We start from the raw sequence: 19,660 nt of genomic DNA, 5'->3' as shown, positions 1-19,660 counted from the left end.
GGCGCGCGGGGTAGGTAATCGTTTGCGCTGATGGGGGATTTTTTGTCGCAGGTCAATTCCCTTTCCGCAACAGATCGCACATAATACGCCCCCGGTTTGCACACCGGGAATCCAGGAGAGTTCATGTACTACCCCTTCGTTCGTAAAGCCCTTTTTCAGCTCGATCCTGAGCGCGCTCATGAAGTTACCTTTCAACAATTACGCCGTGTCACCGGGACGCCGCTGGAAATGCTGGTTCGCCAGAAGGTACCGGCCAGGCCTGTCACCTGCATGGGGCTAACCTTTAAAAACCCGCTGGGTCTGGCGGCCGGGCTGGATAAAAATGGGGAATGCATTGACGCGCTGGGCGCGATGGGGTTTGGTTCGATTGAGATCGGCACCGTGACGCCGCGTCCGCAGCCGGGCAACGATAAGCCAAGGATCTTCCGTCTGGTTGATGCCGAGGGATTGATCAACCGCATGGGCTTTAATAACCATGGCGTCGATAACCTGGTTGAGAATGTGAAAAAGGCGCATTTTGACGGCGTGCTGGGTATCAATATCGGCAAAAATAAAGATACGCCGGTTGAGCACGGGAAAGATGATTACCTGATTTGTATGGAAAAAGTCTATCCGTACGCCGGGTATATCGCCATTAATATCTCCTCGCCGAATACCCCAGGGCTGCGCACGCTGCAATACGGCGAAGCGCTGGATGATTTACTCTCCGGTATTAAAAATAAGCAGCTCGAGCTGCAGCAGAAGCATCAAAAATATGTCCCGGTCGCCGTAAAGATCGCGCCGGATCTTTTGCCTGAGGAATTGATCCAGGTTGCCGATAGCCTCGTGCGTCATAATATTGATGGCGTGATTGCAACCAATACCACCCTCGATCGTTCCCTGGTTCAGGGAATGAAACATTGCGATGAGACCGGCGGGCTTAGCGGTCGTCCATTACAATTAAAAAGCACTGAAATTATCCGTATGCTCTCCGCTGAGCTGAATGGCCGTTTGCCTATCATCGGCGTGGGCGGCATTGATTCGGTGATTGCCGCGCGGGAAAAGATTGCCGCCGGGGCATCGCTGGTGCAGATCTATTCTGGATTTATTTTTAAAGGTCCGCCGCTGATTAAAGAAATTGTTACCCACATCTAATCTTTTCCTCCTCTGAATCCCACCCAGGGCTTTATTTCCGGCCCTGGTTGTTTTATATTCCCTCACTGTTGCTTATTTAAACATTTTAGACTTTTCTTAATTTTAGAAAATATTCTGCGGTAAGTCGCAACAACTTTGCAGAGGCGTATGAAAGGGGACAGGGGGAAAAATGCGGATTAAACCTGACGATAACTGGCGTTGGTATTACGATGAAGAGCACGACCGCATGATGCTCGATCTGGCCAATGGCATGTTATTTCGCTCGCGCTTCGCCCGGCGCATGCTGACTCCGGATGCCTTTGCCCCTTCGGGATTTTGCGTTGATGACGCCGCGCTCTATTTCTCTTTTGAAGAAAAATGTCGCGATCTCGAGCTATCGAAAGAGCAGCGGGCGGAATTAGTCCTTAACGCGCTCACCGCCATCCGTTTTCTCAAACCGCAGATGCCGAAAAGCTGGCACTTTATCGCTCATACCCATCACTGGCAGCCGAGCGGCGGCGACGCCGCCTGCGTTTGGCTGAGCGATACCGGCGAGCAGGTGAATTTACTGGTGGTGGAGCCGGGCGATAACGCCGCGCTCTGTCTGTTGGCTCAGCCGGGTCTCACCCTTGCCGGCCGCGTCATGCAGCTGGGCGATGTCATTAAAATCATGAATGACAGACTGCAGCCGGCGCAGAGCGCGGTCAGCTACAGTCTGGGGCAGGCGGTTTAAGGCGCCAGGCGTAGCGCTGTTTTCGGTACACAGCTGCAGGCGAGAATAGTGCCATCCCCGGCAACCGCGTTTTTCTTTAACGGACTCACTTCTCCCTCTTCCAGCCGGATGCGGCAGCTGCCGCAGATCCCCGCCCGACACGAATAGGGTACGCGAATGCCCTGTTGTTCCAGTTGCTCCAGCAGCACCTGCTGGTTATTGCCGGTAAACTGTTGACCCTGCCATTCGATGGCAACCGTAGCCTGCTGCTGCGCCTCGGGAGCCGGGGTATCGTCGCTTTCACCTGCCCCGTAGGCTTTCGCCGGGCCGCGGGTAAGGATTTCCACTTCATCTCCCACCCGGATCACCCCGCTGTTGCGGGCAATCAGGTTCTGGCCAAAATCGACATCGCCATTGTCCAGCGCGGTACGAAAACGCTTTAAGGTTTCCAGCGGCTCCCTGGCGGGATGCTTCTGACCGCGCTCCGGGCTGACGGTGGTAAAAATGCAGCGGCTGCACGGCTTAGCGACATCAAACACCACCTCACCGATGCGGATCACTTTCCAGCTATCTTCATCCCAGGCCGCCGCGCCGGTGACCACAAGGTTAGGGCGAAACTGTTCTATGCTTACGCTGGCCGGGCAGCGCTGTTGCAGATCGCGCAGGGAGGCCTCGTTAGCCAGCAGGTAAGGGTAGCCGTCGGCGAAGGAGAGCGGCACCGCATCATGGCGCTTTACCCGGCGGGTTAGCTGCGGCCCCAGCCAGCGCAGCTGGACATCGCGCTTGAAAAAGCCGCTGAGCCACTGGTTAACGGCGGCGGGCGCGATGAGGGCGGTAAAATGGTTGCCCCAGACTTCGGTCGGCTCGGCCTGCGTGGCGAAATCGCTAAAACGCACCACGGCGCTGCTGCCGTCCGGTGCGGTCAGGTGAAGGCCATCATGCAGCGGCGCCGGAATAAATTTCACCATTTGCGGAAACTGGCGAGCGGTAATAAAGGTCCCGTCGGTTTCGGTGACCATAAACAGGCGATCGAAGGCCAGGCCGCTGATATCAGCAAAGGCGTGGGTCAGGCCTATGCCGCGCATGGATTTAACAGGATGAATAAAAAGTCGCGATAGCGTTACCATACGCTGCCTCCGGGTTCCAAAAATAAGCCTATAACTTTATGACATAGGGCACATATTGGCTATAATGCGCACCAATTTTCTTTAAGTAAAAGTGACGATATGAATTCTCTGTTTGCCAGTACGGCTCGTGGGCTGGAAGAGCTGTTAAAAACTGAACTGGAAGGGCTTGGCGCGACGGACTGCCAGGTAGTCCAGGGCGGGGTCCATTTTCAGGGGGATACGCGCCTGCTGTATCAAAGCCTGATGTGGAGCCGGCTGGCTTCGCGCATCATGCTGCCGCTGGGCGAATGTCGCGTATACAGCGATCTGGATCTGTACCTCGGCGTACAGGCCATTCCGTGGACGGAGATGTTCAACCCTGGCGCCACCTTCGCGGTGCATTTTAGCGGCCTCAATGACGAGATCCGTAACAGCCAGTACGGCGCGCTGAAGGTTAAAGACGCCATTGTCGACAGCTTCACCCGTAAGAATCTACCGCGCCCGAACGTCGATCGTGAGTCGCCCGATCTGCGGATCAACGTCTGGCTGAACAAAGAGACGGCGCACATCTCGCTGGATCTGAGCGGCGAAGGCCTGCACCTGCGCGGCTATCGCGATGGTACCGGAATGGCGCCGATCAAAGAAAATCTCGCGGCGGCGATCGTCATGCGCTCTGGCTGGGTACCGGGTACGCCGCTGCTCGATCCGATGTGCGGCTCCGGTACCCTGCTGATTGAAGCGGCGATGCTGGCGACCGACCGCGCGCCGGGCCTGCACCGCGGCCACTGGGGCTTTGGCGGCTGGGCGCAGCACGATGACGCCATCTGGAAAGAGGTGAAGGCGGAAGCGCAAACCCGCGCTCGTCAGGGATTGGCAGCGTATGAGTCACGCTTCTACGGCTCAGACGTCGACGCGCGCGTAATCGAGCGCGCGCGCCGCAACGCCCGCCGCGCCGGCATTGGCGAGCTGATCGATTTTGACGTGAAAGACGTCGCCCAACTGAACAACCCGCTGCCGAAAGGCCCGTACGGGACGGTGATCAGTAACCCGCCGTACGGCGAACGTCTGGAAAGCGAGCCAGCGCTGATCGCTCTGCACAGCCTGCTTGGCCGGATAATGAAAAGTCAGTTCGGCGGCTGGAACCTGTCGGTATTCAGCGCTTCGCCGGAGCTGCTGAGTTGCCTGCAGCTGCGTGCCGACAAGCAGTTTAAAGCCAAGAACGGCCCGCTGGACTGCGTGCAGAAGAATTATCACCTGGCGGAGAGCGAAGGCGGCAAGCCGGCGATGCTGGCGGAGGATTTTGCTAACCGTCTGCGTAAAAACCTGAAGAAGTTTGAAAAATGGGCCCGCCAGGAAGGAATCGAATGCTATCGCCTGTACGATGCTGATCTACCGGAATACAACGTGGCCATTGACCGCTATGCCGACTGGGTGGTGGTCCAGGAGTATGCCCCGCCGAAAACCGTCGACGCGCATAAGGCGCGCCAGCGTCTGTTCGACATCATCGCTGCGACTATCGCCGTACTGGACATGGCGCCTAACAAGCTGGTGCTGAAAACCCGTGAACGGCAGAAGGGGAAAAACCAGTATCAGAAGATGGCGGAGAAGGGCGACTTTATTGAGGTACAGGAGTATAACGCGCGCCTGTGGGTCAACCTCACCGACTACCTGGATACCGGTCTGTTCCTCGACCACCGTATCGCCCGTCGCATGCTCGGCCAGATGAGTAAAGGTAAGGACTTCCTGAACCTGTTCTCCTATACCGGCAGCGCCAGCGTCCACGCAGGCCTCGGCGGTGCGCGATCCACCACCACGGTGGATATGTCACGCACCTACCTGGAGTGGGCGGAACGCAACCTGCGTCTCAATGGCCTGACCGGCCGCGCGCATCGCCTGATGCAGGCGGACGTGCTGGGTTGGCTGCGGGAGAGCACCGAGCAGTTCGATCTGATCTTTATCGATCCGCCGACCTTTTCCAACTCCAAACGAATGGAAGATGCGTTTGACGTCCAGCGCGATCACATTCGCCTGATGACCGATCTAAAACGTCTGCTGCGTAAAGGCGGCACCATTATGTTCTCGAATAACAAACGCGGTTTCCGTATGGATCATGACGGGCTGGCGGCGCTTGGCCTGAAGGCGCAAGAGATTTCGCAAAAAACGCTGTCGCAGGATTTTGCCCGCAACCGTCAGATCCACAACTGCTGGCTGATTACCGCAGCCTGAAAGGAATAAATAATGTCACTGATTAGTATGCACGGCGCCTGGCTTTCCTTCAGCGATGCGCCGCTGCTGGATAATGCCGAGCTGCATATTGAAGATAACGAACGCGTCTGCCTCGTCGGACGCAACGGCGCCGGTAAATCTACCCTGATGAAGATCCTCAACCGCGAACAGGGGCTGGATGACGGACGCATCATTTATGAACAGGACCTGATCGTGGCGCGTCTGCAGCAGGATCCGCCGCGGAACGTTGCTGGTACGGTGTACGATTTTGTCGCCGAAGGGATCGCCGAGCAGGCGGCTTATCTGAAAGCCTACCATGACGTGTCGCATCAGGTGATGACCGATCCGAGCGACAAAAATTTAAATGAACTGGCGCGCCTGCAGGAGCAGCTCGATAACCTGGGACTATGGCAGCTGGACAGCCGCATTAACGAAGTGATTGAGCAGCTGGGCCTTGACGCCAATGCGCAGCTGGCGTCGCTGTCCGGTGGCTGGCTACGTAAAGCGGCGCTGGGCCGCGCCCTGGTCAGTGGGCCGCGCGTGCTGCTGCTGGATGAGCCCACTAACCACCTCGATATCGAAACCATCGACTGGCTGGAAGGTTTCCTGAAAACCTTTAAAGGCACGATTATCTTTATTTCGCATGACCGTTCCTTTATCCGCAATATGGCGACGCGCATTGTCGACCTCGATCGTGGCAAGCTGGTGACCTATCCGGGAAATTACGATCAGTATCTCCTCGATAAAGAAGAAGCCCTGCGGGTCGAAGAACTGCAGAATGCAGAATTTGACCGCAAGCTGGCCCAGGAAGAGGTGTGGATCCGTCAGGGTATCAAAGCGCGCCGGACCCGTAACGAAGGCCGAGTCCGCGCGCTGAAGGCGATGCGCCGCGAGCGCGGTGAGCGTCGGGAAGTGATGGGCAGCGCGAAGATGCAGGTTGAGGAGGCTTCCCGTTCCGGCAAAATCGTCTTTGAGATGGAAAACGTCAACTATCAGGTTGACGGCAAAGTGCTGGTGAAGGATTTCTCCGCACAGATCCAGCGCGGCGACAAGATCGCCCTGATCGGCCCCAACGGCTGCGGGAAAACCACGTTGCTGAAGCTGATGCTCGGCCAGCTGCAGGCCGACAGCGGGCGGATCCATGTTGGCACCAAGCTGGAGGTCGCCTACTTCGACCAGCACCGCGCGGAGTTGGATCCGGATAAAACGGTGATGGACAACCTGGCGGAAGGCAAACAGGAGGTAATGGTTAACGGTAAGCCACGCCATGTGCTGGGTTATCTACAGGACTTCCTGTTCCATCCGAAACGAGCGATGACCCCGGTACGTGCGCTTTCCGGAGGGGAACGTAACCGCCTGCTGCTGGCCCGGCTGTTCCTGAAACCCAGCAATCTGCTGATCCTTGATGAACCGACTAACGACCTCGATGTTGAAACGCTGGAGCTGCTGGAAGAGCTGATCGATGGTTATCAGGGGACCGTGATGCTGGTGAGCCACGATCGTCAGTTTGTCGACAATACCGTGACCGAGTGCTGGATCTTCGAAGGCGGCGGTCGTATTGGCCAGTACGTCGGCGGCTATCACGACGCCCGCGGTCAGCAGGCCCAGTCTTTGGCGCAAAAGCAGACGGTCGTTAAAAAAACGACGGAAGTCGCTCAGCCAAAAGCAGAAACTGTCAAACGCGGCGGGAACAAACTAAGCTATAACCTGCAGCGCGAGCTGGAACAACTGCCGCAGAAGCTGGAGGCTCTCGAGGCCGAACTGCAGACGCTGCAGGATCAGGTTGCCGATCCCGATTTCTTCGGGCAACCGCACGATCGCACGCAGCAGGTGCTGGCGCAGCTGGCCGAAGCGGAGCAGGCGCTGGAAGCGGCCTTTGAACGCTGGGAATATCTCGAAGGATTAAAGAACGGCGCCTGAGCCGAGGAGTTGTCATGTGCGATCATCATCATGCTGCGCGACATATTCTATGTCCCCAATGTGATTTGCTGGTGGCTTTGCCGCAGCTTGAGCATCGCCAGAAAGCCGCCTGCCCGCGCTGCGGTACAACGTTAACCACCACGTGGGACGCGCCTCGCCAGCGTCCCACGGCGTATGCGCTGGTCGCGCTGTTTATGCTGCTGCTGGCCAACCTGTTCCCTTTTATCTATATGAAAGTGGGCGGCATCAGTAGCGAAATAGAGCTGCTGGAAATTCCCAACGTACTGTTTACCGAGGATTACGCCAGTCTCGGGACTTTCTTTTTACTCTTTGTTCAATTAGTGCCGGCGTTTTGCCTGGTCACCATTTTGCTGCTGGTTAATCGGGTCAGAATGCCTGCCGGCCTGAAGACGTTCCTTGCGCGAATTCTCTTTCAACTGAAAACCTGGGGCATGGCGGAGATCTTTCTTGCCGGCGTACTGGTGAGCTTCGTCAAGCTGATGGCCTACGGTGATATCGGCATCGGTCTGAGCTTTGTTCCCTGGTGTATGTTTTGCCTGCTGCAGTTACGTACTTTTCAGTGCGTCGACCGCCGCTGGCTATGGGATGATATTGCCCCCATGCCGGCCATTACCCAGCCGCTGAAGGTCGGGGTGACCGGTATCCGTCAGGGGCTGCGCTCCTGTGCCTGCTGTACGGCGGTGTTGCCGGTCGATCAGACCGTCTGCCCGCGCTGTAACAGTAAAGGAACGGCGCGGCGCAAAAATAGCCTGCAGTGGACGCTGGCGCTGCTGGTGACGTCATTTATCCTTTATCTCCCTGCCAACATTATGCCGATCATGATCACCGATCTGTTGGGCGATAAAATGCCATCGACCATTATGGCCGGGGTGATTTTACTGTGGAGCGAAGGTTCTTATCCGGTGGCGCTGGTGATCTTTATCGCCAGTATTATGGTGCCGACGCTGAAGATGATCGCTATCGCCTGGTTGTGCTGGAACGCCAACGGCAACGGCGCGCGAGATTCGGAGCGCATGCATCTGATCTATGAGGTGGTGGAATTTGTTGGCCGCTGGTCAATGATTGACGTTTTTGTCATCGCCGTGCTCTCTGCGCTGGTCCGCATGGGAGGGTTAATGAATATCTATCCAGCCATCGGCGCGGTCATGTTTGCGCTGGTGGTGGTGATGACCATGTTTTCAGCCATGACATTTGATCCCCGTTTACTGTGGGATCGTGAGCCAGATTCAAGCCATGAGGAAATACAACAACATGGAAAATAAGAGCGGAGAAGCGAAAGTGCAGAAGGTGAAGAACTGGTCACCGGTGTGGATCTTCCCTATCGTCACTGCGCTGATCGGGGCATGGATCCTGTTTTATCATTACAGCCATCAGGGGCCTGAGGTCACGCTGATCACCACCAATGCGGAAGGGATTGAAGGGGGAAAAACCCGGATCAAGAGCCGCAGCGTAGACGTTGGGGTGGTGGAGAGCGCGACGCTGACCGACGATCTCACCCACGTGGAAATCAAAGCCCGCCTCAATTCCGGGATGCAGAAGCTGCTGCACAACGATTCCGTCTTCTGGGTGGTAAAGCCGCAGGTTGGGCGCGAGGGGATCAGCGGTCTTGGGACATTGTTGTCCGGGGCCTATATTGAACTGCAGCCGGGAACGAAAGGTTCGGTGCCAGCGCAGTATCCGCTACTGGATTCTCCGCCGCTGGCCTCGCCGGATGCCAAGGGGATCCGTATTCTGCTGGAAAGCAGCAAGGCGGGCCAGCTGTCGCCGGGCGATCCGGTGTTGTTCCGCGGCTATCGCGTGGGGTCAGTGGAAACCAGCACCTTCGACACGCAGAAACGTCGTATAACTTACCAGCTGTTCATCAATGCGCCGAACGATCGCCTGGTGACCACCAACGTTCGTTTCTGGAAGGACAGCGGGATCGCTGTAGATTTGACCTCGGCGGGGATGCGCGTCGAGATGGGCTCGCTGTCGACGCTGTTTGGCGGCGGGGTGAGCTTCGATATTCCTGAAGGACTGGACCTCGGCGAGCCGGTGGCGAATAAAACGGAATACCATCTGTTTGACGATCAGAAGAGCATCCAGGATTCAGTCTTTACCGAGCATATCGATTACGTCATGTTCTTCAAAGACTCGGTTCGCGGCCTGCAGCCGGGCGCGCCGGTGGAGTTCCGCGGTATCCGTCTGGGCACCGTCGGCAAAGTGCCGTTCTTTATTCCGGGGCTGAAGCAGCGTTTGAACGATGACTATCGTATTCCAGTGGAAGTGCGGGTTGAACCGCAACGGCTGATTAATCAGCTTGGCGGCGATCCGAATATTCGCGCCCACATTGACGATCTGATCAACCGCGGACTGCGCGGCTCGCTGAAAACCGGTAACCTGGTGACCGGCGCGCTGTATATCGATCTCGACTTCTATCCGAAGGCGCCCCCGCGCGGGAAAATACAGGAGTTTAACGGCTATCCGATTATCCCGACCATCAGCGGTGGACTGGCACAGATCCAGCAGCGTCTGATGGATGCGCTGGATAAGATTAATAACCTGCCGATTAATCCGCTGCTGGAGCAGGCGACCAGCACCCTGGCGCAGAGCGAGAAGACGATGCAGCACGTGCAGACCACGCTGGATAATCTGAATAAGATCACCTCCAGCCAGTCAATGCAGCAGCTGCCCGCCGATATGCAGACGACGCTGCGTGAGCTGAACCGTAGCATGCAGGGCTTCCAGCCTGGCTCTGCGGCCTACAATAAGATGGTGGCCGATATGCAGCGTCTGGATCAGGTGCTGCGTGAGCTGCAGCCGGTTCTGAAAACGCTAAATGATAAGAGCAATGCGCTGGTATTTGAGGCGAAGGATAAAAAAGATCCACAGCCGAAGGGAGCGAAACAATGAAAAAATGGTTACTGGCGGCAGCCGTATGCGTACTGACGGCGTGCAGTAGCGGCGGGGAAAGCAAGACATACTATCAGCTACCGGTTGTGCAGGGCGGCGCGCAGAGCGCCGCCAGTCAGGGGGCACGTCTGCTGTGGGTAGAGCAGGTCAGCATCCCGGATTATCTGGCGGGTAACGGGGTGGTCTATCAGACCACCGACGTGCAGTATGTGATCGCCAATAATAATCTGTGGGCCAGTCCGCTGGATCAGCAGCTGCGCACTACGCTGGTGGCAAATCTCAGCCAGCAGTTGCCCGGCTGGGTAGTGTCGTCCCAGCCGCTGGGGAGCGAGCAGGATACCCTCAACGTTGCGGTCAATGGCTTTCATGGTCGCTATGACGGGCGGGTTATCGTTAGCGGTGAGTGGCTGCTGAAGCATCAGGGACAGCTGATTAAGCGCCCGTTTAACATCGTCCTCAGGCAGGAACAGGATGGTTATGACGCGATGGTCAAGACCCTGGCGCAGGCGTGGAGCCAGGAGGCGGCTGCCATTGCCAGCGAGCTTAATCGTCTGCCATAAGTAAAATTCATCATAATGATCTGCCGCGCGGTTCACCTGGGCCGCGCGGCATTTTTTTTGCCAGGTCAGTTTGTTACCGGCGGCTGCGCCGAGCGAACAAAAAATGAACTCTTATATAGGTCACAAATATGACACTGGCGTGAATTTTGCGCATTGACGTTGCCTTCTTTTCGCGGTATTCGTAACTCGTGGCTGCACAATTTGCGACCACTGTTTTCTTTTCCACCAGATCAAAGAATGAGGGAAACGAGGCATGAAGAGACAAAAACGAGATCGCCTGGAACGGGCACATCAACGCGGATATCAGGCGGGTATCGCGGGAAGATCGAAAGAAATGTGTCCATACCAGAGCCTGAATCAACGCTCATGGTGGCTGGGAGGCTGGCGAGAAGCCATGGAGGACAGGGTACTAACGGCCTGACACTGTCTCTTTAAAAAAGAAGCCTCCGCATAGCGGGGGCTTCGCCTTTTAATCGCTACTGAATGTTATCAGAAAGCGGAAGTATCCTGGAACAGACCCACTTTCAGATCGTTCGCGGTGTAGATCAGACGATCGTCAACCAGCACTTCACCATCCGCAAGTCCCATAATCAGACGACGGTTAACAATGCGCTTGAAGTGGATACGGTAGGTGACTTTTTTCGCGGTCGGCAGAACCTGACCGGTAAATTTCACTTCGCCAACGCCCAGCGCGCGGCCTTTGCCTTCGCCGCCCAGCCAGCCAAGATAGAACCCGACCAGCTGCCACATAGCATCCAGGCCCAGGCAGCCCGGCATCACCGGATCGCCGATAAAGTGGCAACCGAAGAACCACAGGTCAGGATTGATGTCGAGTTCTGCCTCAACATAACCTTTATCGTAGTTACCACCGGTTTCGGTCATTTTGATGACGCGGTCCATCATCAGCATGTTTGGTGCCGGTAACTGCGGGCCTTTCGCGCCGAACAGTTCACCACGACCAGAGGCAAGAAGATCTTCTTTTGTATAGGATTCGCGTTTATCTACCATGTTTTCAGTAAGCCTTATTTTAAGTTCGGGACGCAGGATAGCTAACACGTGTAAGCTGAACAAGTCCGATCAGTTAGAACTTGTCCCACCTAACCAGCGTAGCGGCCACGGAAAACGATGGCGAGTCTCTTGCTGGGTCGCCTGCGCTATCCGCTCCTGAATGGTTTGTCGCAGCGTCTGTCCTTCACCGTCCCACATCAGCTGGGTCAACATCGGCAGCGCTTCGGTAATATCGTCAATGGCCCAGATAGCAAACTGGTTGTCGGCAACGGCCTGACGTAGCTCGTGGCTCAGGCTGAGATGACGAACGTTGGCGGCAGGGATAATCACTCCCTGTTTGCCGGTTAAACCGCGCTGCTGACAGATAGTGAAGAAGCCTTCAATTTTCTCGTTCAGGCCGCCGACCGGCTGCACGCGACCAAACTGGTCGACGGAGCCGGTGATCGCGATGCTCTGATTTATCGGTACGTTGGCCAGGGCGCTGATTAAGGCGCAGAGTTCCGCCATGGAGGCGCTGTCGCCATCCACTTCACTGTAGGACTGCTCAAAGGCCAGCGAAGCAGTGAAGGGAAGCTGCTGCTCCAGCTCCAGCTCGGACATCAGAAAAGCCTGCATGATCATCATGCCTTTCGCATGAATGTTACCGCCCAGCTCGGCTTTACGTTCGACGTCGATAAATTCGCCATCGCCAATGTGCACGACGCAGCTGATGCGTGAAGGTTCACCGAACGCGCGTGGATGACCGGGGAATTCGATCACCGACAGGGCGTTGATCTGCCCGACGCATTCGCCTTCGGTTTCAATCAGGATCTGTTCCTGCAGGATTTCATCCTGCATACGCTCCGCCAGGTAGCCTTCACGCCATACCCGGCGCGCCAGCATGGTCTGCATCGCTTCGCCGGTAATCTCCTCGCCTTCGCAGAAGGCGGCGGCTTCCCGCAGCTGGCGGGTTATCCATAGCGGACTGAGCGGCAGGGTCTCCTGATCGCCGGTATAGCGCGTTCCCTCATCGATCAGCAGAGGCCAGGCATCGGCTGCCGGGCCCGGCAGCTCCAGCTGCTGCGCATTCTGCCATACCCACTGGCACCAGGCCTTTAGCGTGTCGGCGTCAGCAAACTGCAGAGTGTCTTCATACTCGCTATAGATCGCCTGCGCAGCCAGCTCCGGCTCCATTTCCTGGAAATCGGCCAGCGATTCGCGTTCGCCCACCAGGATGATTTTCAGACTCAGCGGCATGGAGGGAATGCTGACCGGCAGCGGACGCGATTCATCCATAGAAAGCCAGTCAAAGCGCTGACGAGTCACCATATTTTTCAGACGCACCCACAGCAGCGGTTGCGCCAGCAGTGTACGTAGCGAAAGCACAAGCACGCCGCCGTTGGCCTGATGGACCAGCCCAGGCTGGAGGGTGATTGCACCGTTAAACTGGCGTACGCAGCCAAACAGCTGTTCCGCTTCTACCCAATCGGCCATCACGACCGGGGCAGTACTGGCGAAATTATCCTCAGCGCCCTGCGCCGGTGCGAGCGTCACCTGAGCGTCGGTTACCTCATAGCGGACGCCGTAAAGCGGTGCGGCAGGCTCGTGCAGAGTCCGGGTTTCAGCCGCCAGCCATTGCAGATATTCCGGCTCTTCAGGGGCTTTCACCAGCATGAAGGAGGAGACTGCCGGCGTGTACAGCAGCTGCTCAAGCCCATAGAACAAACGCGGCTGCAGATCGCCCGAGAGGGAGGGGGCCGGATGGGAAAGTTCAGCTTGAGCAAACAGCGCCTGGTAAGCTTCCAGATCAGGCGCAAGGTCGGTTCGGGTCAGTTTCGTAATGGTCAAAGTCGCTGTTTTTTAGTTAGATGTAAAGCGCGCAATTATACCTGATGCCGCGACCGAGCACACGGAGGATTATGGTTACCCTGATGATTACCCGGTCGCAGACTTCACGAATAATGATTTATATTCAGCACATCAGAAAAAAACTGATATCCTGAAATGAGTTACACGGTCACATTGAGATCGCAATGAAATATCAACAACTGGAAAATCTTGAAAGCGGCTGGAAATGGAAATATCTGGTAAAGAAGCACCGGGAAGGTGAGCTGATTACCCGCTACATTGAGGCCAGCGCTGCGCAAGCTGCGGTAGATGACTTGCTGACGCTCGAGAATGAACCTGTGCTGGTGCATGCCTGGATTGAGCAGCATATGAATCCGGCGCTGATGAACCGCATGAAGCAGACTATCCGCGCGCGACGGAAACGCCATTTTAACGCTGAGCATCAGCATACGCGTAAGAAGTCTATCGACCTTGAGTTTGTCGTTTGGCAGCGTCTTGCTGGCCTGGCGCAGCGGCGGGGCAAAACCTTGTCTGAAACCATCGTCCAGCTGATTGAAGATGCCGAGCACAAAGAGAAATATGCCAGCAAAATGTCGAGCCTGAAGCACGATCTGCAGGTACTGTTAGGGAAAGAATAGCCAGGTAGGATCGTCGACCCGCCTGCTGGTGGTTGCCCTGGCCGGGGGCTGCTTCACAGCTCTCAGCCGCTGAAGTGGGCGAGAGGGCATAAAAAAAACCCGCCGAAGCGGGTTTTTTTATCGGTTATAACTTAAGCCGCCGGCTGAGTTACAACTTCTTTGTAGCCTTTAACTTCGATCTCTACACGACGATCCGGAGCCAGGCAATCGATCAGGGCAGCGCGAGCTTTCACGTTGTCACAGGTGTTGCCAGTAACCGGGTTGGATTCACCCATGCCGCGAGCGGAGATTTTGCCAGCCGGGATGCCTTTAGCAACCAGGTAGTCAACAACGGACTGAGCACGTTTCTCAGACAGCTGCTGGTTGTAAGCTTCGGAACCGATGCGGTCGGTGTAGCCCAGAACAACAGCGGAACCGTCTTTCGGATCCATGTTGCTCAGCTGAGTGTACAGCTGATCCAGAGCCTGCTGACCTTCCGGTTTCAGGGTAGCTTTGTTGAAGTTGAACAGAACGTCAGACTTCAGGGTGAAGTGCTTGGTAGCCACTTCCGGAGCCGGAGCCGGAGCCGGAGCAACAACCGGTGCAGCATCTTCCTGACCGAAGCGGTAGGAAACGCCCAGGCTCAGCATGCCGTTATCAGGACGGGTACCCACAGTGCCCGCGTCGCCGATGTTGTTAACCCACTGGTATTCCAGACGGGTAGCGATGTCACGAGTAACAGCCCACTCTACGCCGCCAGCAAATACTGGGGAAACGCCAGTGTCGTGTTCGCTACGGGAAACGCCGGTAGAAGCGTAGTTGCCTTTGGAGTCAGCGCGCCAAACCATGCCGCCCAGACGGGTGTAGATGTCCAGATCGTCAGTGATCGGGTAACCCAGTTTAGCGGTCAGCTGAACGCCCTGAGCTTTGAAAGCACCGTTGTCAACGCTGCCTTTATATGCCATACGGCCCAGCCAGTCATAACCCATTTCGAAACCGAGGTACGGGTTAACCTGGTAACCACCGAACGCACCAGCACCAAGCTGATCGTTACGGGTCGGACCGTTGTTGTTCTGGAAACCGTTACCGTAGAAACCGGTGTCGTGATACTGGGACCAACCCAGTTTACCACCTGCATACCAGGTGTTATCTTTCGGAGCGGCCTGCGCTACGGTAGCGAAGCCAGCCAGTGCCACTGCAATCGCGATAGCTGTCTTTTTCATTTTTTGCGCCTCATTATCATCCAAAATTCGCCATGAAGTTACAAAAGACCTCACGGTTAAATCCTTCACCGGGGGCGTGACTTGTTGTTAACTATGCTGATACATGCAGCGTAAGCCGATCACCCCTGGCGATGTAAAGTCTACAACTTAGTTCGAAACTTACAAGTGTGAACTCTGTCAGGCATATGAAAAAAAAGGGTTGTGTACACAATATTTAACAAATATGGTTGATTTTCGTACACGAAAAAAAGACAGAAATCCCCGTGTGGCAGGCATTCCGCGAAAAAGACCATAAAAAACGCTGTACCTTTCCCAGCGGTAAAAAAAATTCCAGGAATAATCCTAATTTCACTCAATGATACAAATTTGAGTGAATTTTTAGCCCGCTGAGTTGTCTGCCGAGCGTGCCCTGATTTCGCACCGGGCGCATGATGAATCCCATCGCGGACCCTACCTGGGCAGCGTTAACGAGACGTTCATGTTCGTCAGCGGTTAACTCCTCCGCCAGCCAGCAGATAACCACACTATAATTACCCGTGCGCAGGGCACGGATCATTGAGTCTATGGTATGGCAGGGAGAGAGCTGGCTAATTTGCATGACCTTGGACAGCGGCAGACCGGCGGACTGAACCCATTCGCGGCTGAGCTTTTGTTGCGGCGTGAGCCACAGCTGCCAGCGCGACTGTTGACCCAGCTGCTGTAATAAAGGTAGCAGCAATAACTGCGTCATCATGGGTTGATCTTCACGATAGACAATTTCACTGATCAGCCCATTGGTGTTCTGTTCGCCAGAACGATGAGCGTAGTGGCCTGCCGGAGCAGAAGCCTGTGCTGAACGGTTTGCGTGAGCTGAAGTAAACATAGTCTATCCCGCCTTTAGTTACTGTATGCATATACAGTATCTTCGCCAGGGGAAAAGATCAACCGCAATTTGCCATTTTGCTGCCGGGAATTTAATCGCTTCTCGTGGTTCCTTATCTGTCAAAAGAAGCCCCTGCATTATCCAATCCTTAACGCGCGCTAATGGTTTCATTTCTCCCTGTCGATTGCTGCAACGCTTGCGATTTTCTGAAAGCGTCTCGCAAAACCGCATTCTGGTGAAAAAGTCGGCGAAAATCATCTTGCTGCTGCCCGGGAAGTCCCTTATGTTTTCTCTTAGCGGATCCGTTAACAACTTAAGTTTAATTACATGATTAACAAAGGAATGATCATGAGAAAACTAGTTTGTCCGCGGCTCCCGCAATTTCAGGCCTGCGTCTCACCGCTGGGTCAACTGCATACTCGTCCGCTCTTTGGCGGCTACAGCCTGGCTATTGATGATACGGTATTTGCGATGGTGGCCGAGGGGAACATTTATCTGAAGGCCTGCGAGCAGAGCGCTGCTTATCGGGTGGAACATCGTAATCCTCTGTTAACGCTGCGCCGACACGGCCGCATAGTGCCGCTGAAGTATTATCAAATTGACGACACTTTATGGCGCGATGAGCAGCAGCTTTTTCGGCTATCGCTACTGTCGTGGCAGAGTGCGCAGCGCGAAAAGAACTGCCGACGGGCGTCGGGCCGCCTGAAGGATTTACCCAATATCAGCTTTCATATGGAATTGCAGCTGATTCACGCGGGCATACCGGACGTTAGGACGTTGCGGGAAGTTGGTGCGCAGGAGGCATGGCTGAGGCTACGCGTAAATAATGCTTCTTTATCGCTGAGCGTATTGCTGGCGCTGGAGGGGGCGATTGCCGGGGTACATGCCGCCGCGCTCCCGACGCCACGGCGTCAGGAGCTTCTCGAATGGGCGGCTACCCGGTAGCGGAAAAGCCTTGTTATTCGGTTTGGGCGTGGACCCGTTGCTGCAGGCGGCAGATTTCAGGCAGCAGCGCCAGCAGCAGGCCAATCTGCTGTAAGACCAAGGGTTCCTTACTGTCCGCGCGCGGTTCCAGATGATGGATCCGGCTTTGCAGGCTGTTCAAAGCCTGTTGCACCCGCTGTTCATCCGCGGGGGTATGGTGCAAGGCGTCATCCACATAACAGACTGCATCATCCAGCAGGGCGAGGATTTCCGGCGTGGACAGTTTTTCCCGATGCGCGCCAAGAGCGGAGATGTAGCTGGTGAACGTGTGGTTAAGGCATAGCAGACGAAAGGCGGTTTCTCGCTGGGTGGCATCCGCGCGTGGTTCAGTCGATAAGTTCGAGACGACGGAGGCCAGCTCAGCATCACGGTTGTAGGCGTCACGACGCGCGACACGGTAGGCCAGCCGGTTGTCGCGGCCCTGATGATACTGCTCCAGAATCGCGTCCAGATAGCGGCAGTTCGCGTTCATTGCCCGGTCCAGCACCCGCGGCAGGTTGCGGAATTTCCAGTCCGGCCAGATGAAGCTGACCGCTGCCCAGGCGATGGCGCAGCCGATCAGCGTATCAATGATACGCGGCAGCGCGACTTCAAAGCCCTCGCCAAGCAGGTTAAAGCACAGCAGCACCAGCAGCGTAATAAACATCGTGGCATGGGCGTACTGCACGTTACGGAAGGCAAAAAACAGCACGCCGGTCAGGACGATCAACAGCAGTTGCCCTTCAACAGAGGGAACCAGCAGCAGGACCGGCAGGCCGATCGCCACCCCAACCAGCGTGCCGATAATCCTTAGCGCCAGGCGATGGCGGGTGGCGTTATAGTTCGGCTGACAGACGAACAGGCTGGTTAGCAGGATCCAGTAGCCATGCTGGAGCCCGGTAAACTGGATAAAGGCATAGCCGGCGCAGAGCACCAACGACATACGTACTGCGTGGCGGAAAAGGGCCGACTCTGGCGACATATTGCGCTGCAGGCGCAGCCAGATATCGCTCAGACCGCCGAGTCTGTCGTCGGCCAGCAGCGTCTCGGTATTACTCCCGGCAGGCGCGGTGGTTTGCACCGATTCAATGGTGGCCAGCTGAGCATCGATAGCGCGCAGGTTATTCAGTAAATACCCGAGGGCGTTGAGCTGCTCGTCGGATGCGCCGCCGGCGCGCACGCGCTCAAGTGCCGCATCGAGATGCATGAACGCCCGTTCAAAATGGGCATCATGCTGATAGGGTTCGCGTAACAGAATCGCCCGCGACAGTTTCTGGCAGGCCTGCGCCTGCATCGAAAGCATACGCTGGAAACGGAACATCACATCGCTATAGCGAAATTGATCGCGTAGGGTTTGATACTGAATATGCGATGAGCTGGCGCGTTCATGAATATCCTGGGCCACAAAGTAGTACTGCAGGGTGCGGCGGGTTCCGCGCTGGCCCCGATCGCCTCGCAGTCGGGTTAGCAGCGAGACCTTGGTTTGGTTAAGCGTAGCTACCAGCTGGCCATTAGCGAGCGCCAGATCGTACAGCGGCGCCTGGCTCTCATCCTCAAGGTCAGGATCAAACAGCCGGGATTTGAGCTCAAGATAGCGGGCCAGCTGCTCATAGCTACGCGCCAGGTTGTCCTGCAATGGACGAATCGGAAAGATCAGGTGCCCGGACAGCGTCAGCAGATTGTACCACACGGCCCCCGCCAGCAGGAACAACGGCTGCAGATACCAATGATCGTACAGCGTGACGCCGAGCATGGTGTAGATGGCGATAAGCAGGGCGCCGAAGGCAATGGTCGCATAGCGCTGACCGAGGCCGCCAAGCAAAATAAAGCCGATGGTAGACACGGTCAAACCAAGGGCAAACAGCGGCGGCCACGGAAACAGCAGCTCCACGGAGGCGGAGGCGATAAAAAAGCAAACCAGAGTAATGGCAAGATTACGCAGACGGCCGGCCAGACGGTCGTCAAGGTCGGTCAGAGCCGCAGCCACGACGCCGAGGGTGAGGGGGATGGTCAGTTTGACTTCGCCGATCCACCAGGGAAACAGCGTTGTGCCGCAGAGCGCGATAAAAATTCGTACGTTATAAAGCCAGGCGCTGTTCCAGGTGTAGCGGCGTAGCAGGGGGCTAATCATGTCCGTGTTCCGTTCTGTTACTGAAAGCGACGACGCGCATTGGCTTCACGCGCAGCACGCGCGGTTTCCACAGAAACGACCCGGCGACCCACCGGCCAGAGGGCGATGGCGGCGATTTTGAAATTCGCGATCCCCACCGGGATGCCTATGATAGTCAGGCACTGAGCTATACCGCTGAAAATGTGCATCAGGCAGAGCCACCAGCCGAAAAAAATGAACCACAGAATGTTCAGAACGGTACCGCCGGCGTTCAGTAGACCGTTTTTGCGCCCCGGCTCGAGCTCGTCAACATGAATCGCCTCGTTACCGTAGGGAAATAACGAAAGGCGAGTGATTTCCCAGCAGGAACGAGTCAGCGGCAGCGTGACGATCAGAATGATGCTGACCAGGGTGGCGAGTAGCCAGCCTAGAGTGGTGGCGAAACCGCCAAGGATAAAGTTCAAAATATTCAGAATGGTACGCATAAAGCCTCGGTTTTG

The 19,660-nt window shown here is 56.1% G+C and carries 17 protein-coding genes; 10 read left to right on the top strand and 7 right to left on the bottom strand.

The annotated features are described in order from the left end of the window. Positions 1-123: 123 nt before the first annotated feature. Both pyrD and zapC read left to right on the top strand, forming a co-directional pair. Positions 124-1,134 carry a quinone-dependent dihydroorotate dehydrogenase gene (pyrD, locus tag OHJ17_RS16535; RefSeq protein WP_002898303.1) on the top strand — a complete coding sequence of 337 codons (1,011 nt, stop codon included), beginning with the start codon at positions 124-126 and terminating at the stop codon, positions 1,132-1,134. A gap of 169 nt (positions 1,135-1,303) precedes the next feature. Continuing rightward, positions 1,304-1,846 carry a cell division protein ZapC gene (gene zapC, locus OHJ17_RS16530; RefSeq protein ID WP_002898308.1) on the top strand — a complete coding sequence of 181 codons (543 nt, stop codon included), beginning with the start codon at positions 1,304-1,306 and terminating at the stop codon, positions 1,844-1,846. Here zapC and OHJ17_RS16525 read toward each other — a convergent pair. Then, entirely contained in the window at positions 1,843-2,952 is a 1,110-nt protein-coding gene (locus OHJ17_RS16525) for a YcbX family protein (protein WP_114504150.1), read from the bottom strand. The genes zapC and OHJ17_RS16525 overlap by 4 nt on opposite strands. A gap of 99 nt (positions 2,953-3,051) precedes the next feature. Between OHJ17_RS16525 and rlmKL the strand changes: the two genes are divergently transcribed. The 6 genes from rlmKL to rmf all read left to right on the top strand — a co-directional run bounded on the left by rlmKL (position 3,052) and on the right by rmf (position 10,971). Further along, positions 3,052-5,157, top strand: a complete 2,106-nt coding sequence (rlmKL, locus tag OHJ17_RS16520) for a bifunctional 23S rRNA (guanine(2069)-N(7))-methyltransferase RlmK/23S rRNA (guanine(2445)-N(2))-methyltransferase RlmL (protein ID WP_004147847.1) — start codon at positions 3,052-3,054, stop codon at positions 5,155-5,157. Positions 5,158-5,169: 12 nt separating this feature from the next. Further along, positions 5,170-7,077, top strand: coding sequence for an ABC transporter ATP-binding protein (locus OHJ17_RS16515; protein WP_004147848.1), 1,908 nt, complete (start codon positions 5,170-5,172; stop codon positions 7,075-7,077). A 14-nt stretch (positions 7,078-7,091) separates the two neighbouring features. After that, positions 7,092-8,360 (top strand): membrane integrity-associated transporter subunit PqiA, encoded by a 1,269-nt coding sequence (pqiA, locus tag OHJ17_RS16510; RefSeq protein WP_004147849.1) that lies wholly within the window; start codon positions 7,092-7,094, stop codon positions 8,358-8,360. Then, entirely contained in the window at positions 8,350-9,990 is a 1,641-nt protein-coding gene (gene pqiB, locus OHJ17_RS16505) for an intermembrane transport protein PqiB (RefSeq protein WP_004179201.1), read from the top strand. The genes pqiA and pqiB overlap by 11 nt, the downstream gene beginning before the upstream one ends. Further along, on the top strand, positions 9,987-10,550 hold the full coding sequence (pqiC, locus tag OHJ17_RS16500) for a membrane integrity-associated transporter subunit PqiC (RefSeq protein ID WP_002898392.1): 564 nt from the start codon (positions 9,987-9,989) through the stop codon (positions 10,548-10,550). The genes pqiB and pqiC overlap by 4 nt, the downstream gene beginning before the upstream one ends. 253 nt (positions 10,551-10,803) lie before the next feature. Further along, entirely contained in the window at positions 10,804-10,971 is a 168-nt protein-coding gene (rmf, locus tag OHJ17_RS16495; protein WP_002898396.1) for a ribosome modulation factor, read from the top strand. 68 nt (positions 10,972-11,039) lie between these two features. Here the strand turns inward: rmf and fabA are convergent, their stop codons facing one another. Together fabA and OHJ17_RS16485 are read right to left on the bottom strand one after the other, a co-directional pair. Next, a complete protein-coding gene (gene fabA / locus OHJ17_RS16490) occupies positions 11,040-11,558 on the bottom strand; it encodes a bifunctional 3-hydroxydecanoyl-ACP dehydratase/trans-2-decenoyl-ACP isomerase (RefSeq protein WP_002898398.1) in 519 nt (172 codons plus the stop codon). Between the two features lie 69 nt (positions 11,559-11,627). Continuing rightward, the gene (locus tag OHJ17_RS16485; protein WP_114504149.1) at positions 11,628-13,385 is read right to left on the bottom strand and encodes an AAA family ATPase; all 1,758 of its coding nucleotides are present in this window, start codon (positions 13,383-13,385) and stop codon (positions 11,628-11,630) included. Between the two features lie 185 nt (positions 13,386-13,570). On the opposite strand from OHJ17_RS16485, the gene matP reads away from it, so the two are divergent. Beyond that, a complete protein-coding gene (gene matP / locus OHJ17_RS16480; protein ID WP_002898404.1) occupies positions 13,571-14,023 on the top strand; it encodes a macrodomain Ter protein MatP in 453 nt (150 codons plus the stop codon). A gap of 131 nt (positions 14,024-14,154) precedes the next feature. Here matP and ompA read toward each other — a convergent pair whose 3' ends face one another. Together ompA and sulA are read right to left on the bottom strand one after the other, a co-directional pair. After that, on the bottom strand, positions 14,155-15,225 hold the full coding sequence (gene ompA, locus OHJ17_RS16475) for a porin OmpA (protein WP_002898408.1): 1,071 nt from the start codon (positions 15,223-15,225) through the stop codon (positions 14,155-14,157). Between the two features lie 352 nt (positions 15,226-15,577). Next, the gene (gene sulA / locus OHJ17_RS16470; protein ID WP_004179215.1) at positions 15,578-16,087 is read right to left on the bottom strand and encodes an SOS-induced cell division inhibitor SulA; all 510 of its coding nucleotides are present in this window, start codon (positions 16,085-16,087) and stop codon (positions 15,578-15,580) included. Positions 16,088-16,435: 348 nt separating this feature from the next. Between sulA and OHJ17_RS16465 the strand changes: the two genes are divergently transcribed. After that, positions 16,436-17,032, top strand: a complete 597-nt coding sequence (locus tag OHJ17_RS16465) for a TfoX/Sxy family DNA transformation protein (RefSeq protein WP_004179217.1) — start codon at positions 16,436-16,438, stop codon at positions 17,030-17,032. A 13-nt stretch (positions 17,033-17,045) separates the two neighbouring features. Here the strand turns inward: OHJ17_RS16465 and yccS are convergent, their stop codons facing one another. Together yccS and OHJ17_RS16455 are read right to left on the bottom strand one after the other, a co-directional pair. Next, a complete protein-coding gene (gene yccS, locus OHJ17_RS16460; RefSeq protein WP_002898422.1) occupies positions 17,046-19,181 on the bottom strand; it encodes a YccS family putative transporter in 2,136 nt (711 codons plus the stop codon). Between the two features lie 17 nt (positions 19,182-19,198). Further along, on the bottom strand, positions 19,199-19,645 hold the full coding sequence (locus OHJ17_RS16455) for a YccF domain-containing protein (RefSeq protein ID WP_002898425.1): 447 nt from the start codon (positions 19,643-19,645) through the stop codon (positions 19,199-19,201). Positions 19,646-19,660: the final 15 nt, after the last annotated feature.

Source organism: Klebsiella sp. KP20-425-1, from assembly GCF_025813515.1.
Classification (GTDB): domain Bacteria; phylum Pseudomonadota; class Gammaproteobacteria; order Enterobacterales; family Enterobacteriaceae; genus Klebsiella; species Klebsiella pneumoniae.
This window is presented reverse-complemented; position numbering and strand designations above follow the sequence as displayed.